Genomic DNA, 13,981 nt, shown 5'->3' on the forward strand with positions numbered 1-13,981 from the left:
ATCAGGTCCCGAATTCTTCCTTCAGGAACTCGATGAACACCCGCAATTTCTTCGGCGTGTTCGTACGGTTGAAGTAATACAAATACAGCGCGCTGTGGGCAATCCAGTCGTCCAGCACCTCCACCAACTCACCGCGTTGCAGGTACTGCTCGACGCTGGAGCGCGCCACGTAGGCAAAGCCAAACCCGTCCAGCGCACCGCGCACCATCAATTCAACATCGTTGGTCGCCAGCCGGCCTTTTACCGTAACCCGCATCTGCTTGCCGGCTTTTTCAAAGTCCCAGCGGTGCAGCGAGCCGGTCTGCGCACTGCGGTAGTTGACGCACTCATGCTCTAGTAAATCGTGGGGATGAGTGGGCAGTTTGCGCCCCTGCAAATACTCCGGCGTGGCGACGATGACGAATCGCAACTGCGTCGCCACCGGCACCACCACCATGTCTTCGGCCAGCACATGGTCGTAGCGGATGCCCGCGTCAAAACCCTGGGCGACGATATCCACGAGGCTGTTGTCCACCGCCACTTCCAGGTTGATGCCCGGGTATTTGCGCAGGAAGCGCTGGAGCAACGGTTGCAGGACCATTCGGCTGGCGGTGGAGGGTATGTTCAGGCGCAAGGTACCGGCGGCGTCGACCGTAGCCGCTGCTACGCTGTGCAGGCTGGTTTGCAGCTCTTCCAGCAGCGGCGTGATCTTCTGGATCAATTGCTCGCCGGCCTCGGTCACGCTGACGCTGCGGGTGGTGCGGTTGAGCAGTTGCACGCCCAACTGTTTCTCCAGGGCGCGCACGCGATGGCTGACGGTCGACACCGAGAGGCTGCTGGCGTCGGCCGCCTGGGTGAAGCTTTTCGAGCGGGCGACCTGCAGGAACAGTCGCAACTGCTGAAAATCGGGCGTTTCCATTGTGTGGTATTTCCGAAAGGGCCTTGCAGATTATGCATCTTTTTAGCAAGAAGAGCGGCGCGCATACTTTTCCTACATACACGAGGATTGGCCCTTTATGACGACTTCCACCGCAAAACCCGTCTGGTTCATCACTGGCTGCTCCACCGGTTTCGGCCGCCAGCTGGCGTTGCACACCCTGAGCCTCGGCTACCCGACCGTGGTCACCGCTCGTAATACGCAACAGGTGCAGGACATCGTCGCCGGTCACGAAGACAACGCGCTGGTTCTGACGCTGGACGTGACCGACCAGGCCCAGGTCGAGGCGGCTGTCAAAGCGGCTGAAGAACGTTTCGGCCATATTGACGTACTGGTCAACAACGCCGGTGTCGGCTACTTCGGCTCCTTCGAAGAAAGCGACCTGGATGACGTGCGCAACATGTTCGAAATCAACGTATGGGGCCTGAGCGCCATGACTCGCGCGGCCTTGCCCGGCATGCGCGCCCGGCGTTCGGGCAGCATCGTGAACATTTCCTCGGTGGGCGGTGTGGCGGCGTTCCCGTCGCTGAGTTTCTACAATGCGACCAAGTTTGCGGTGGAGGGCCTTTCCGAGGCGCTGTCCCAGGAAGTCGCGCCGTTGGGCATCAAGGTGTTGCTGGTCGAGCCGGGCCCGTTCCGTACCGACTGGGCCGGACGTTCGGCCAACGAGGCGGCTCACGGGATTGCCGACTACAAAGAAACGGCGGTGGCCCGTGCCAACATGGTCCGCAACTACAGCGGCAAGCAGCCGGGTGATCCGGTGCGTGCAGCGATTGCCATCGTCAAGGCGGTGGAGGCCGAGCAGCCGCCATTGCGCTTGCTGTTGGGCAAGGCGGCGTTGACCTTTGCGCGGACCAAGGTGAAGGCATTGAGCGCTGATTTTGATGCGTGGGCTGAGGTGACTGAGGGCGCTGATTTTCCTGAGTGAAACGCTGACAGGGTTCGGGACAGGCTCGTAACGGTTGCTAGCAGCGCAGGCGGGCCGTTATTGTGCTGAATCCTTTTAGTCCTTTTGCCCACGGATCTGTAGTGATGAATGCACCGCGTACCGCTGTCCCGATCAAGGCTGTCATTTTCGATATGGACGGGTTGTTGCTGGACACAGAAGGCATCTACACCGAAGTCACGCAGATCATCGCCGAACGCTACGGCCGTACCTATGACTGGGGGATCAAGCAGCACATCATTGGTCGCGGCGCCCAGGACCTGGCGGATTACGTGGTCAAGGCCCTGGACCTGCCGATTACGCCTGCAGAATTTCTGGTGATCCGCGAGCCGTTGATGAGCGAGCGTTTCCCCAAGGCCTTGGGCATGCCGGGTGCTGAAGCGCTGGTGCGGCACTTGAAGGCGCATAACATTCCGATTGCCGTGGGCACCAGTTCGTCGCGTAATTCGTTTGGTCACAAAACCACGTTGCACCGTGAGTGGTTTGGGCTGTTCGACACTATCGTGACCGCGGATGACCCGGAAGTGGGAGCGGCCAAGCCCGCGCCGGATATTTTCCTCACGGCGGCGCGCCGCTTGGGTGTGGCACCGGAGGATTGCCTGGTGTTTGAGGATTCGCCGTTTGGCGTGACGGCGGCCAAGGCTGCGCACATGACCGCGATTGCGGTGCCGGATGAAGCGATGGCGGACAGCAAGTATCACCATGCGGACCAGATTATTCGCAAGTTGGCGGAGTTTGATCTGGCGGCGTATGGGTTGCCGCCGATGCGTTGATCCCTCTGAAGCCACTGGATCAAAAATGTGGGAGCGGGCTTGCTCGCGAATACGATGGATCAGTCAGCACATGTATCGGCTGACACACCGTATTCGCGAGCAAGCCCGCTCCGACATTTAGTCCTGCGGTGCCTTGCGCAATGTCTTCTGCCGCAAAATATAAACCGTCACCAACACCGCACTGGTCAGCATGAACCCTCGCGCCCAGATCAGTGGCACCAGGTAGCAGGAAAACCCGATACTCACCCACATCAACCCAATGGCATACACCTTGCCCTTGAGCGGAATCCCGTTGCCATCCAGATAGTCACGGATCCACGGCCCCAGGCGCGGGTGTTCCACCAGCCAGTGGTAGAAGCGCGGGGAGCTACGGGCGAAGCAGGCGGCAGCCAGCAGAAGGAAGGGGGTCGTGGGCAGCACCGGCAAAAAGATGCCGATCACCCCAAGCACTACGCTCAGCCAGCCGATGGCCAGCAGAACGTAGCGCGTGATCACAGAGCGATTGCCCATGGGCGCCACGGGCAACGGTCTTAGTGGTGGCGAGGCTTGAGGATCGCCGGCTTTTCGTCGGGTGCGTTGCACAGCAGGTAAAGGGCGGTCAGCGCTTCCGGGATCTGAACGATCATGTCGTCCATCAGGTTGGCGTCGGAGGCGATGTCGGAGAACTCAGGTTGCTCGTCGAACAGGCCGGAACCGACCATGATCGGCAGCAGCATTTCGCTGACTTCTTCTTCAGCCGTTTCGAACCAGGCCTCTTCACGCAGGAACACGCCTTCCATGAAGCCGATGCACCAGCCGCGCAGTTCGGAGTCGTCCGGGTCTTCACCGAGGTCCAGGTCGCAAGGCAGTTCGAACTCTTCATCGGAAGCCAGTTGGCGGCCAATGTGAGCCTTGAGGGCGAGCAGGGTGGATTCGATTTCTTCGCGCTGGGCGGCATCACTGTAGTGAGGCTCTTCAGAGAACAGGGCGTCGATCCATTCACGATCAGGCACGACATCGGAGCAGATCGACAGCGCGGTCAGATAGCCGTGGGCGGCCACGTAGTCCAGCGCCTCGTCGTGCAGCTCATCGGCATCGAGGAAGGCTTGCAGGCGGGTTAGTTGCTCAGCGAAGGACATTGACGGACTACCTTGGGAATAAACGATGGGCAATTCTAGGCTTTCTTGAGCGCCCAGGCCAGCTTGTGGGAGCGGGCTTGCTCGCGAAGGGGACAATTGGGGCTGCCTGACGGAATGAATTCCCAGCATTTCGGGCCATTTAATGGGCCTGTGCAATTCACCAACGGCACCCTTTGCCGGGTGACCCTCGGGTATACTGCCGCGTTTTGTGATGCCCCTACAGGCCAAGCGCCCGTCGCGGGAAAAGTTCGCTTACGGATTATTTCCCGCTCAAGCGTGCTTTTTCGACCAGCCTGTACAGAGGGATTTCGGCGATATTTGGAGTTTTTCATGCTCGAGCAGGCTCAACGCGTCCTCAAGGACATCTTCGGCTACGACAGTTTTCGTGGCCGCCAGGGTGCAATCATTGAGCGCGTGGCCAACGGCGGTGACGCCCTGGTACTGATGCCTACCGGCGGCGGCAAGTCGCTGTGTTTCCAGGTGCCGGCACTCCTGCGTGAGGGGCTTGCAGTGGTGGTGTCGCCGTTGATCGCCTTGATGGACGATCAGGTGGCCACCCTGGAAGAGCTCGGCGTGGCGGCCGCCGCGTTGAACTCCACCCTCAGCGCCGAACAACAACGCGACCTCGCCGCCCGCATCAAGCGCGGCGAAGTGAAGATGCTTTACCTCGCCCCCGAGCGCCTGGTGCAGCCGCGCATGCTGGCGTTCCTGCAGAGCCTGGAAATTTCCCTGTTCGCCATCGACGAAGCCCACTGTGTGTCCCAGTGGGGCCACGATTTCCGTCGCGAATACCTGCAACTGGGCCAATTGGCGGAGCTGTTCCCCAACGTCCCGCGCATCGCCCTGACCGCCACCGCCGACAAACGTACCCGCGAAGAAATCGTCGAACGCCTGCACCTGCAAAACGCCGAACGGTTCCTTTCGAGCTTCGACCGGCCGAATATTTTTTACCGCATCGTGCCCAAGGAACAGCCGCGCAAGCAGTTGCTGGCGTTCCTTTCCGATCGGCGCAGTGACGCCGGCATCGTCTACTGCCTGTCGCGCAAGAAGGTTGACGAGGTCGCCGCATTCCTCAGTGAGCAAGGCTACCCGGCGCTGCCGTATCACGCGGGCCTGCCCAACGAACTGCGGGCGTACCACCAGAAGCGCTTCCTCAACGAGGAAGGCTTGATCATGGTCGCCACCATTGCGTTCGGCATGGGCATCGACAAATCCAACGTGCGCTTCGTGGCCCACATGGACCTGCCCAAATCCCTCGAGGCGTACTACCAGGAAACCGGACGTGCCGGCCGTGATGGCCTGCCGGCGGACGCCTGGATGGTCTACGGCCTGCAAGACGTGGTGATGCTCAAGCAGATGCTGCAGAACTCCGAAGGCGACGAGCGCCACAAGCGCCTGGAACAGCACAAGCTCGACGCCATGCTCTCGCTGTGCGAAGAAACCCGCTGCCGTCGCCAGACCTTGCTCGCCTACTTCGACGAAGACATGCCCCAACCTTGCGGCCACTGCGACAACTGCGTGGATGGCGTGCAGACCTGGGACGCCACCGAACCGGCGCGTCAGGCGTTGTCGGCGATCTACCGTACCGGCCAGCGTTATGGTGTCGGCCATCTGGTGGACGTGCTGCTGGGCAAGGACAACGAAAAGATTCGCAGCTTCGGCCACGAAAAACTCTCGGTCTACGGCGTGGGCAAGGACCGCGCCGAAGGCGAATGGCGCTCGCTGTTCCGGCAGATGGTTGCCCGTGGCCTGGTGGACATTGACCTGGAAGGCTACGGCGGCCTGCGCTTGAACGACAGTTGCCGGCCGCTGCTCAAGGGCGAAGTCAGCCTGGAGCTGCGCCGCGACCTCAAGCCGCAAACCACCCCCAAAACCAGCACCAGCCCGGCCAGCCAACTGGTGCGCTTCGAAGAGCGCGAACAGTGGGAAGCCTTGCGTGCGCTGCGTAAGAAGCTGGCGCAGGAACACAGCGTGCCGCCGTACGTCATCTTCCCCGACTCCACCTTGCTGGAAATGCTCCGCGAGCATCCCACCACCTTGGGCGAGATGGCCAGGGTCAGCGGCGTTGGTGCGCGCAAGCTGGAGCGTTACGGCCAGGCCTTCCTCGAAGTGCTCGGCGGCCAGGTCGAGGCGCCGAAAGAGGTCGCCGATATCCGCCACGAGCTGATCAGCCTGGCCCGTGCCGGCATGACCCCAGTCCAGATCGCCGGGCAGTTGCAGTGCTCGGAAAAAAACGTCTACACCTTGCTGGCCGAGTCCATCGGCAAGCAGCAGTTGTCGTTGGAGCAGGCCCTTGATTTGCCGGAAGATCTGCTTGGCGAAATCCAGGATGCATTCCTGGATGGAGAAGGCGAATTGCCACCGGTTTCCGAGATTGCGCCGCTGTTTACCGGGCGTGTGCCTGAAGGCGTTTTGTACTGCGTCAGGGCCGCTTTGCAGTCGGAATTCGAGATTTGATGTGCCAATTACGACAATGTAACGAATCAGTACATACCGGGTCTTGCCTACTGGCATGGGTCATGCTTAGCTGACTAATAATTAGCCACACTTTATTTTCAGTCTAATCCATGAGTTTTTTATGCCGTTAACCGATCAACACCGTTTTGGCATGCAGTTGGCGCAGATGTCCCGAGGTTGGCGTGCCGAGCTGGATCGTCGTCTGGCAGGTCTGGGCTTGTCCCAGGCACGCTGGCTGGTGCTACTGCACCTGGCCCGTTTTACCGAACCGCCGACCCAGCGTGAGCTGGCGCAAAGTGTCGGGGTAGAAGGGCCCACATTGGCGCGTTTGCTCGATAGCCTGGAAAGCCAAGGCTTGGTGCAACGCCAGGCCGTGGTGGAAGATCGCCGCGCCAAGCGCATCGTGCTGTGCGACACCGCGAAGCCGTTGATCGAACAGATTGAAACCATCGCCACGGCCTTGCGCCATGAGCTGTTTGTGGGCGTCGATGAAGAGGATCTGCGGGTGTGCATGCGGGTGCATGAACACATCCTCGGAAATCTCGAGAAGTCCTGATCCCCAGTACACAGAAGATCAAAAATGTGGGAGCGGGCTTGCTCGCGAAGGCGGAGTGTCAGTGAATACATGTGCTGACTGACACACCGCCTTCGCGAGCAAGCCCGCTCCCACATGGGTTTTGCGGCGTAGTTAGAACGTCTGCCCCAGGTTCAGGTACACCGCCTGTTGATTGTCATCGTTAAACCCATAACTGAAATTCAACGGCCCCAGCGGCGTATCAAACCCCAGGAAAATACTGGCGGCGTTGATGTACCCACTGTCGTATTCATTGTCGTTGTTCCACGCCCGCCCGCGCTCCAGTGACGCGCCCAGGTACAGCGGGAAATCCAGCGGCAAGTAAGATCGCGGTGTCAGCCGGCGGTAGTAAACCGCCCTCATCAGGCTGATGTTCTGCCCGGCAATCGCATCCTCGCGAAAGCCCGACAACTGCCGCGCTCCCCCCAGCAGGAAGCTGGAAATCACCACGTCCGACTTATCCAGGGTGCGCCCATAACGCCCGCCGAGGATCAGCGTGTCCGGCCCGCTGCTCATGGCCTTGTCCAGCTTGAATTCCCACTGGCGATAGCGCTGGTCCGAACCCAGCCCCGGTTCGAACTCCCGGAAGGCCAGGCCGATGTCTTCCCCGGTGTGGGGGAAGTACACGTTGTCGAACGAATCGAAGGAGTACTTCAGCTCATAGAAGCCTTCGCTGAAGTTGATGCTCGGCGAATCCCGGTCACCAATGCGCACATCCGCCTTTCCCCAGGCCTCGCCGACGCCGAAACGAATCTCGCCGCTGTTGCCTATCTGCCTGCCCACGTTCAAGCCGAAGCCGTAGCGTTCCAGGCGGTACTCGGAGATCGGGTTGTTGTCTTCGATCAGCTCAACGTTTTGCGCCTGGGCACTGATATAGGGCGCGACGAAGTACCGCGAGCCGGTGTCCATCGGCTGATAGAACTCGCTGTAAAGCTCCTGCTTGTCACCGATCTGCACCCGCGTCAGCCATTCGGCGCCGAGGCGGTTGATGCCGTTCATGCGGTAGCTGGCGCCGAGGTTGAAGGCGCTGTCGCCGCGCATGTCATCCGACAGGTTAAGGCCCAGGCGCAGGTAATCGGTGCCGCTGCGCTTACCCCGGGCGCTGATGACCAGGGTGTTGTCCTTGCCCTTTTTCACCACGCGGTATTGCACCTGTTCGAAGTAATCCAGGCCGTACAGGGTGCCCATGTCGGTCTGCAGGCGGGCCATGTCCAGAGGCTCGCCGAGGTTCTGGCGGATGTAGTAGCGGATCACCTCGTCGCCCACCTTGGAGTCGTTCTCCACCTTGATCGCGGTGATCACCGGGTTGCGCTCGTCGGGTGTGCGGGCGGCCACCAGTGACGGATCCACCGGCTCGGCCGGGCGCAAGTGTGCCAGGCGGACGTCGAGGGCGCGGGTGGCGCGGTAGCCGGCGTCGATCATGTCCTTGGCGCGGCCGAAATCTGTCACCCCGTAGGCGGCCAATGACGGCTGGATCAGTACGTCGCGGGGGGCCAGGGCCTTGAGTTGTTCTTCGGAGTTGCGCCGGGTCATCAGGGTGATGGACTGGTTGAGCACGTCCACCACGGTGTTGAGTTGCTTGCGCGAACGCAGCGGGGTGCCGATGTCGACGACGATGGCAATATCGACCCCCATTTCCCGCGCCACATCCAGCGGGATGTTATCGGTCATGCCGCCGTTCACCAGCAGCCGGCCATCCAGCTCTACCGGGGCAAATACCGCCGGGATCGACATGCTGGCGCGGATCACCTGGGGCAGGTGGCCTTTGCGGAACACCACCTTTTCACCGCTGGTGATGTCGGTGGCCACGGCGCGGAAGGGGATGGGCAGCTTGTCGAAATCCCGTACGTTACTGGTGTGGGCAAACATGCTTTCCAGCAGCAAGGCCAGGTTCTGGCCCTGGATCACCCCCAGTGGCAGGCCGAGGCTGCCGTCGTCGCGGAAGCTGAGTTTCTGTTTGACCAGGAAATCCCGGTCATCCTGCTTGCGCCGGAACGGCACATCTTCCCGTGGCGGCGCGTCGGACAGGGCGAGCTTCCAGTCGATATTCAGTGCGAGTTTTTCCAGCTCATCGATCTTGTAGCCCGAGGCATACAGCCCGCCGATCACCGCGCCCATGCTGGTGCCGGCAATCGCATCGATGTGGATGCCTTGCTCCTCAAGGGCCTTGAGCACGCCAATGTGCGCCAGGCCACGGGCGGCGCCGCCGGAGAGCACCAAGCCGATCTTCGGACGTGGGTTTTCGACGGCTTGGACGAGGACAGGGAACAGGCACAGCAACAGGCAGGACAACAGGCGGCGCATCATCAATCTCAAGGCTGGACGATAAAGGCCGGTATTATAGCCACTCGATCCTTTCAATCCGCCAAGCAGGAGCCAGTCAATTCATGTCAGCGGCCAAACCCGAGATTGTCATCACTTATTGCACCCAATGTCAGTGGTTGCTGCGCGCCGCCTGGTTGGCCCAGGAGCTGTTGAGCACCTTCGCCGATGACCTCGGCAAAGTGGCCCTGGAGCCAGCCACTGGCGGTGCGTTTCGCATCACTTGCGATGGCGTGCAGATCTGGGAGCGCAAAGCGGACGGCGGCTTCCCGGAAGCCAAGGTGCTCAAGCAACGGGTGCGGGACCAGATCGACCCGCAGCGGGACCTGGGGCACAACGACCGTACTCAATGAACCTCGGCTGTGGCGGCCGGCTGCTTGGCCGGTTTGGCGCTGCCCATCAGGCCGGACACCACGATGGCGACGATGATCAGCGCGCCGCCCATCAGCATGCGCAGGGTCGGGGTTTCGGCAAACAGCAGCCAGGCCATCGTGATGCCGTACACCGGCTCCATGGCGAACACCACTGCGGCGGTGCGTGCCTTGAGCACCGCGAGGCTGGCGACAAACAGGCTGTGGGCGAGGCCCGTGCAAAACACACCCAGCAGGCCGATCCATAGCCAGTCCAATGCGCGCACCTCCGCCAGCCCGGGCGCAGCCACCGGCAACAGGCACAGCGCTACCACCACGTTCTGGTACAAGGCCGCCTGCACCGGTGGAATACGCCCGCTGGCGCGGTTGTTCAGTGAAAGCAGCGAGAACAGCAAGCCGGAGCCTACCGCCCACAACAGACCGCTGGTGGCCTGGCTGGCGAGATTGAAGTCCGGCGTGACCAGCACCAGACCGATGCTCACCAGCACCACCAGCAGGATTTCATTGGCGCGAATCCGCTCGCGGAAAATCAGGCCTTCGAGAATCACCGTAAAGGCCGGGAAGGTGGCGAAGCCCAAGGTGGCGATGGCCACACCGGCGACCTTCACCGCAATAAAGAAACTCACCCAATGCCCGGCCAGCAACAGGCCGCTGACCAGCAGGCGGCGCCAGTCGCGGGCTTGCAGCTTCTGCCAGGGGGTATTGCTGGCGAAACGCGCAAAGATCGCCAGGGCAAGCACCGCGAACGCGGCGCGACCGAACACGATAATTGCCGGCGAGGCGGCCGCCAGCTTGCCGAACACGCCAGTGAGGCCAAACATCAATGCGCCGATATGCAGGGCGCCGAGGGCTGTGCGGGGAGTCATTGCGATCCTTAGACAACGGGTTTACAGGATCGCAGTCTAGAGGGTTGCAGGCATTTGCGTCTGTCGTTGGGCTCGCGGGTTTTGTCGCAGGGCTCTTGCTTGGTGAAGATCCCTGTGGGAGCTGGCTTGTCTGCGATGCAGACAACTCGGTCGTTCAGATAGCGCGCGATGATGCTATCGCAGGCAAGCCAGCTCCCACACTGGACGGTGCTTGTCTGAAGGCTCGGGGCGAAAGGCCAAACTCCCGCAACATCGCCGCAGCAAACGCACTTTGCGAACCATAGCCAACCCGCGCGGCAATCTCGCCGATGGGCAATTGGCTGTCGCGCAACAGGCCGCGCGCCATCTGCAAACGCCGGGTACGGATGTAGTCCATCGGCGTTTGCCCGCACTCCGCGATAAACCGCGCATGCAGACGGGCGACGGACAGGTCGGCGATCTTCGCCAGGTCGGCCACTTGCAGTGGGTGTGCGGCGTGCCGCTGGATGTGCGCGTCGAACGCGGCATACGGCAGGCGCTTGATCGCCAGCGGCTGTACGAAATTCAGGCTGGCCAGTAGTAATACGGCGCCTTGCTGGGCGATCAGCGGGTCGTCCACCGGGCTGCTCGCCAGCCACTGCACCAGTTGGCTCTGGCGATTGTCGAGGGTCAGGTGAGCGGATCGGTCGAGCAAGCGCCGGCTGGCGTCGGCATGCTCCCCCAGGGACTGCGCCAACCAGTGCTCATCGGGCACGTCCAGCACCAGGCAGCGGCTGCCATCGCGGCTGATACACGCGTGATGAGCGGCGTAGGGCAGCACCATCACGCTGCTGTGTTGCACCTGGCTGCCAAGGCCATCCACCTCGAAGTCCAGATGCCCGGACAGGCCAAACACCAGCTGCGCGTGGTCATGGCTGTGGGCGATGGGCTCTTCGACGTAGTGGCGTAGCGTGAGGGTGGGTCTCATCGCAGTCTCCTGGGCAGGCCCGCAGTTTACATCGCTTCGCCCGCCTTGGGCGCTGTCATCAGACTGACGCAACACTGTCATGGGCTATTAATCCCGTGGGCGCAAGCTCGCGAAAACCCCGTGAGGCATGCCCATGACCAGCGCCGAACTCGCCAGACCCAGCCGCAAGCAACGCGTGCGTACCCTGTGGATTTCCGATGTGCATTTGGGCACACGGGATTGTCAGGCGGAACACCTCTCGCACTTCCTCAAGGGCTACCACGCCGACAAGGTCTACCTGGTGGGCGATATCATCGACGGCTGGAAACTGCGTAGCGGCATGTATTGGCCCCAGGCCCATACCAACGTGATCCGCCGACTGCTGACCATGAGCAAACGCGGCACTGAGGTGATCTACGTCACCGGCAACCACGATGAGTTTCTGCGGCGCTATTCGAAGCTGATCCTCGGCAATATCCAACTGGTGGACGAAGCGGTGCATGTGACTGCCGATGGCCGGCATCTGCTGGTGATCCATGGCGACCAGTTCGACGTGATCACCCGCTATCACCGCTGGCTGGCGTTCCTCGGCGATTCGGCCTACGAGTTCACCCTTACGCTCAACCGCTGGTTGAACCACTGGCGGGCGCGATATGGCTACGGCTATTGGTCGTTGTCGGCGTACCTCAAGCACAAGGTCAAGACGGCGGTCAGCTTTATCAGTGATTTTGAAGAAGCAATTGCCCATGAAGTGACCAAGCGCGAATTGCACGGCGTGGTGTGCGGGCATATTCACCATGCGGAGATTCGCAAGGTGGGCGAGGTGGATTACCTCAATTGCGGGGATTGGGTGGAGTCGTGCACAGCGCTGATCGAGCACTGGGACGGGCATATCGAGTTGTATCGGTTGGCGGATGCCCAAGCGAAAGAGGCGCAACTAAAGGCCGAAATGGTGGCGGGCTGAGCCTCAAACCCACAGACTCACAGACTCACTCAGTCTAAATGTGGGAGCGGGCTTGCTCGCGAATGCGGAGTGTCAGTCACCAGATAATTCGACTGACCCACCGCCTTCGCGAGCAAGCCCGCTCCCACATTTGGAGCCGGTTTCTTCAGTCAGGTGTGGGAAACATCCGCGATGGCTTCGGCCAACAGCGTCAACCGCGTCGCATCAATCCCCGCCACGTTCGCGCGCCCGGAATTGACCATATACACGCTGTGCTTTTCCCGCAGTTGCTTCACCTGTTCCGCACTCAACCCGGTATAGGAAAACATCCCGCGTTGCGCCGCAATATGCGCAAACCGCTCCGACAACCCGTGGGGCGCCAGCGCCTCCACCAGCCCGGAACGCAACTGCGCAATCCGCGCCCGCATCCCTTCAACTTCGTCAGCCCAGCGCTTTTTCAGCTCAGCATCACCGAGAATCGTCGCCACGACTGCCGCACCATGATCCGGCGGCGTCGACCACAAGTTACGCGCAATAAACGCCAGTTGGCTGCGCACATCCGTCAGCTTCTCGGCGTTCGCGGCGCACACAATCAGCGCGCCCACACGGTCGCTGTACAGGCCGAAGTTCTTCGAGCAGGAACTGGTGATCAGCACTTCAGGCAGCTCAGCGGCAAACAGCCGCACCGCCCATGCATCCTGTTCCAGGCCATCGCCAAAACCCTGATAGGCAAAGTCGATCAGCGGCAGCAGCTCGCGCTCTTTGACGATTTTCAGCACCTGGCGCCAGTCATCCTGGGACAGGTCGAAGCCGGTGGGGTTGTGGCAGCAGGCGTGCAGCAGCACCACATCGCCCTTGGGCACCGTGGACAGCGTGGCCAGCATCGCCGCCACATCCAGGCGATTGTCGCTGCCCACATACGGGTAATGGCTGACCTTGAGCCCGGCCTTGGCGAAGATGGTTTCGTGAATCGGCCAGGTCGGGTTGCTCAGCCACACGCCGCGGCCAGGCAGGCTGTGGGCGATAAAGTCGGCGCTCAGGCGCAGCGCGCCGGTGCCGCCAGGTGTCTGGGTGGCGCCGGCGCGGCGTTCACTCAGCAGCGGCGAACTGGCGCCCAGCACCAGCTCACTGATCAGCGTGCCGAACGCGGCATTGCCATGGCCGCCGATGTAAGTCTTGGTGGTTTGTTGCTCCACCAGGCGCTGTTCGGCCAGTTTCACCGAGTACGGGATCGGCGTCAGGCCCTGGTCGTCCTTGTACACGCCCACGCCGAGGTCGAACTTGTTCGGGTTTGGATCCTGGGCGTACAACTCCATCAGCCCGAGGATCGGGTCTCCGGGCACCCGGCCAATCGCGTCAAAATGCATTACTTGCGGCCCTCGGCATCCTTGGCCACTTCGTCGGTGCGCGCGGCCATGATGAAGTCGTTGCGGTGCAGGCCCTTGATGGAGTGGCTCCACCAGGTCACGGTGACCTTGCCCCATTCGGTGAGCAGGCCCGGGTGATGGCCTTCAGCTTCGGAGATCACGCCCACGGCGTTGGTGAAGGCCAGGGCAAATTTGAAATTCTTGAACAGGAAGACCTTTTCCAGCTGCATCACGCCATCGCGTACTTCGATGTTCCAGTCGGGGATCTGTTTGATCAGCACCGGCAACTCTTCGTCGCTGACTTGCGGGGCGTCGGCGCGGCAGGCTTCGCAGTGGGCTTGGTTCAAGGTGGTCATGTGGGGATTCCTGAAATCGAGTGTTTGGAAAACGGTCGTCAGTGGCG

The 13,981-nt window shown here is 61.4% G+C and carries 14 protein-coding genes; 6 read left to right on the forward strand and 8 right to left on the reverse strand.

All coding sequences use genetic code 11. The annotated features are described in order from the left end of the window. Nucleotide 1: 1 nt before the first annotated feature. On the reverse strand, nucleotides 2-898 hold the full coding sequence (locus tag ACUN0G_RS21670) for a LysR family transcriptional regulator (RefSeq protein ID WP_201139731.1): 897 nt from the start codon (nucleotides 896-898) through the stop codon (nucleotides 2-4). Nucleotides 899-995: 97 nt separating this feature from the next. Between ACUN0G_RS21670 and ACUN0G_RS21675 the strand changes: the two genes are divergently transcribed. Both ACUN0G_RS21675 and ACUN0G_RS21680 read left to right on the forward strand, forming a co-directional pair. Continuing rightward, a complete protein-coding gene (locus ACUN0G_RS21675) occupies nucleotides 996-1,844 on the forward strand; it encodes an oxidoreductase (RefSeq protein ID WP_063028048.1) in 849 nt (282 codons plus the stop codon). 104 nt (nucleotides 1,845-1,948) lie between these two features. Then, nucleotides 1,949-2,635 (forward strand): HAD-IA family hydrolase, encoded by a 687-nt coding sequence (locus tag ACUN0G_RS21680; protein WP_177043010.1) that lies wholly within the window; start codon nucleotides 1,949-1,951, stop codon nucleotides 2,633-2,635. A 117-nt stretch (nucleotides 2,636-2,752) separates the two neighbouring features. On the opposite strand, the gene ACUN0G_RS21685 is transcribed toward ACUN0G_RS21680, so the two are convergent. Beyond that, nucleotides 2,753-3,145, reverse strand: a complete 393-nt coding sequence (locus ACUN0G_RS21685) for a YbaN family protein (protein ID WP_445574244.1) — start codon at nucleotides 3,143-3,145, stop codon at nucleotides 2,753-2,755. A 20-nt stretch (nucleotides 3,146-3,165) separates the two neighbouring features. After that, on the reverse strand, nucleotides 3,166-3,753 hold the full coding sequence (locus ACUN0G_RS21690; protein WP_017477430.1) for a UPF0149 family protein: 588 nt from the start codon (nucleotides 3,751-3,753) through the stop codon (nucleotides 3,166-3,168). A 330-nt stretch (nucleotides 3,754-4,083) separates the two neighbouring features. On the opposite strand from ACUN0G_RS21690, the gene recQ reads away from it, so the two are divergent. Both recQ and ACUN0G_RS21700 read left to right on the forward strand, forming a co-directional pair. After that, nucleotides 4,084-6,210, forward strand: a complete 2,127-nt coding sequence (recQ, locus tag ACUN0G_RS21695; RefSeq protein WP_421526235.1) for a DNA helicase RecQ — start codon at nucleotides 4,084-4,086, stop codon at nucleotides 6,208-6,210. Between the two features lie 121 nt (nucleotides 6,211-6,331). Then, on the forward strand, nucleotides 6,332-6,766 hold the full coding sequence (locus ACUN0G_RS21700) for a MarR family transcriptional regulator (RefSeq protein WP_017477432.1): 435 nt from the start codon (nucleotides 6,332-6,334) through the stop codon (nucleotides 6,764-6,766). Between the two features lie 132 nt (nucleotides 6,767-6,898). Here ACUN0G_RS21700 and ACUN0G_RS21705 read toward each other — a convergent pair whose 3' ends face one another. Then, complete coding sequence (locus tag ACUN0G_RS21705; RefSeq protein WP_445574245.1) at nucleotides 6,899-9,088, reverse strand: patatin-like phospholipase family protein; 2,190 nt, start codon at nucleotides 9,086-9,088, stop codon at nucleotides 6,899-6,901. An 83-nt stretch (nucleotides 9,089-9,171) separates the two neighbouring features. Between ACUN0G_RS21705 and ACUN0G_RS21710 the strand changes: the two genes are divergently transcribed. Next, nucleotides 9,172-9,459 (forward strand): SelT/SelW/SelH family protein, encoded by a 288-nt coding sequence (locus tag ACUN0G_RS21710; protein ID WP_003214624.1) that lies wholly within the window; start codon nucleotides 9,172-9,174, stop codon nucleotides 9,457-9,459. Here the strand turns inward: ACUN0G_RS21710 and ACUN0G_RS21715 are convergent. Continuing rightward, nucleotides 9,453-10,343: a DMT family transporter gene (locus ACUN0G_RS21715; protein WP_421553081.1), complete on the reverse strand. Its 891-nt coding sequence runs from the start codon at nucleotides 10,341-10,343 to the stop codon at nucleotides 9,453-9,455. The genes ACUN0G_RS21710 and ACUN0G_RS21715 overlap by 7 nt on opposite strands. A gap of 154 nt (nucleotides 10,344-10,497) precedes the next feature. After that, nucleotides 10,498-11,289: an AraC family transcriptional regulator gene (locus ACUN0G_RS21720; protein ID WP_445574246.1), complete on the reverse strand. Its 792-nt coding sequence runs from the start codon at nucleotides 11,287-11,289 to the stop codon at nucleotides 10,498-10,500. Nucleotides 11,290-11,422: 133 nt separating this feature from the next. Between ACUN0G_RS21720 and ACUN0G_RS21725 the strand changes: the two genes are divergently transcribed. Further along, the gene (locus tag ACUN0G_RS21725) at nucleotides 11,423-12,232 is read left to right on the forward strand and encodes a UDP-2,3-diacylglucosamine diphosphatase (protein ID WP_258347175.1); all 810 of its coding nucleotides are present in this window, start codon (nucleotides 11,423-11,425) and stop codon (nucleotides 12,230-12,232) included. 149 nt (nucleotides 12,233-12,381) lie between these two features. Here the strand turns inward: ACUN0G_RS21725 and ACUN0G_RS21730 are convergent, their stop codons facing one another. Both ACUN0G_RS21730 and ACUN0G_RS21735 read right to left on the reverse strand, forming a co-directional pair. Further along, nucleotides 12,382-13,578 (reverse strand): amino acid aminotransferase, encoded by a 1,197-nt coding sequence (locus ACUN0G_RS21730; RefSeq protein ID WP_445574247.1) that lies wholly within the window; start codon nucleotides 13,576-13,578, stop codon nucleotides 12,382-12,384. Next, complete coding sequence (locus ACUN0G_RS21735) at nucleotides 13,578-13,934, reverse strand: 4a-hydroxytetrahydrobiopterin dehydratase (RefSeq protein ID WP_003214616.1); 357 nt, start codon at nucleotides 13,932-13,934, stop codon at nucleotides 13,578-13,580. The genes ACUN0G_RS21730 and ACUN0G_RS21735 overlap by 1 nt, the downstream gene beginning before the upstream one ends. Nucleotides 13,935-13,981: the final 47 nt, after the last annotated feature.

The sequence above is a fragment of the Pseudomonas sp. 32A genome (assembly GCF_052682255.1).

Coding starts and splice junctions, on each gene's coding strand:
- ACUN0G_RS21690 (WP_017477430.1), bottom strand. CDS start 3,753: ATGTCCTTCGCTGAGCAACTAACCCGCCTGCAAGCCTTCCTCGATGCC.
- ACUN0G_RS21725 (WP_258347175.1), top strand. CDS start 11,423: ATGACCAGCGCCGAACTCGCCAGACCCAGCCGCAAGCAACGCGTGCGT.
- ACUN0G_RS21675 (WP_063028048.1), top strand. CDS start 996: ATGACGACTTCCACCGCAAAACCCGTCTGGTTCATCACTGGCTGCTCC.
- ACUN0G_RS21685 (WP_445574244.1), bottom strand. CDS start 3,145: ATGGGCAATCGCTCTGTGATCACGCGCTACGTTCTGCTGGCCATCGGC.
- ACUN0G_RS21710 (WP_003214624.1), top strand. CDS start 9,172: ATGTCAGCGGCCAAACCCGAGATTGTCATCACTTATTGCACCCAATGT.
- ACUN0G_RS21735 (WP_003214616.1), bottom strand. CDS start 13,934: ATGACCACCTTGAACCAAGCCCACTGCGAAGCCTGCCGCGCCGACGCC.
- ACUN0G_RS21715 (WP_421553081.1), bottom strand. CDS start 10,343: ATGACTCCCCGCACAGCCCTCGGCGCCCTGCATATCGGCGCATTGATG.
- ACUN0G_RS21700 (WP_017477432.1), top strand. CDS start 6,332: ATGCCGTTAACCGATCAACACCGTTTTGGCATGCAGTTGGCGCAGATG.
- ACUN0G_RS21720 (WP_445574246.1), bottom strand. CDS start 11,289: ATGAGACCCACCCTCACGCTACGCCACTACGTCGAAGAGCCCATCGCC.
- ACUN0G_RS21730 (WP_445574247.1), bottom strand. CDS start 13,578: ATGCATTTTGACGCGATTGGCCGGGTGCCCGGAGACCCGATCCTCGGG.
- recQ (WP_421526235.1), top strand. CDS start 4,084: ATGCTCGAGCAGGCTCAACGCGTCCTCAAGGACATCTTCGGCTACGAC.
- ACUN0G_RS21680 (WP_177043010.1), top strand. CDS start 1,949: ATGAATGCACCGCGTACCGCTGTCCCGATCAAGGCTGTCATTTTCGAT.
- ACUN0G_RS21705 (WP_445574245.1), bottom strand. CDS start 9,088: ATGCGCCGCCTGTTGTCCTGCCTGTTGCTGTGCCTGTTCCCTGTCCTC.
- ACUN0G_RS21670 (WP_201139731.1), bottom strand. CDS start 898: ATGGAAACGCCCGATTTTCAGCAGTTGCGACTGTTCCTGCAGGTCGCC.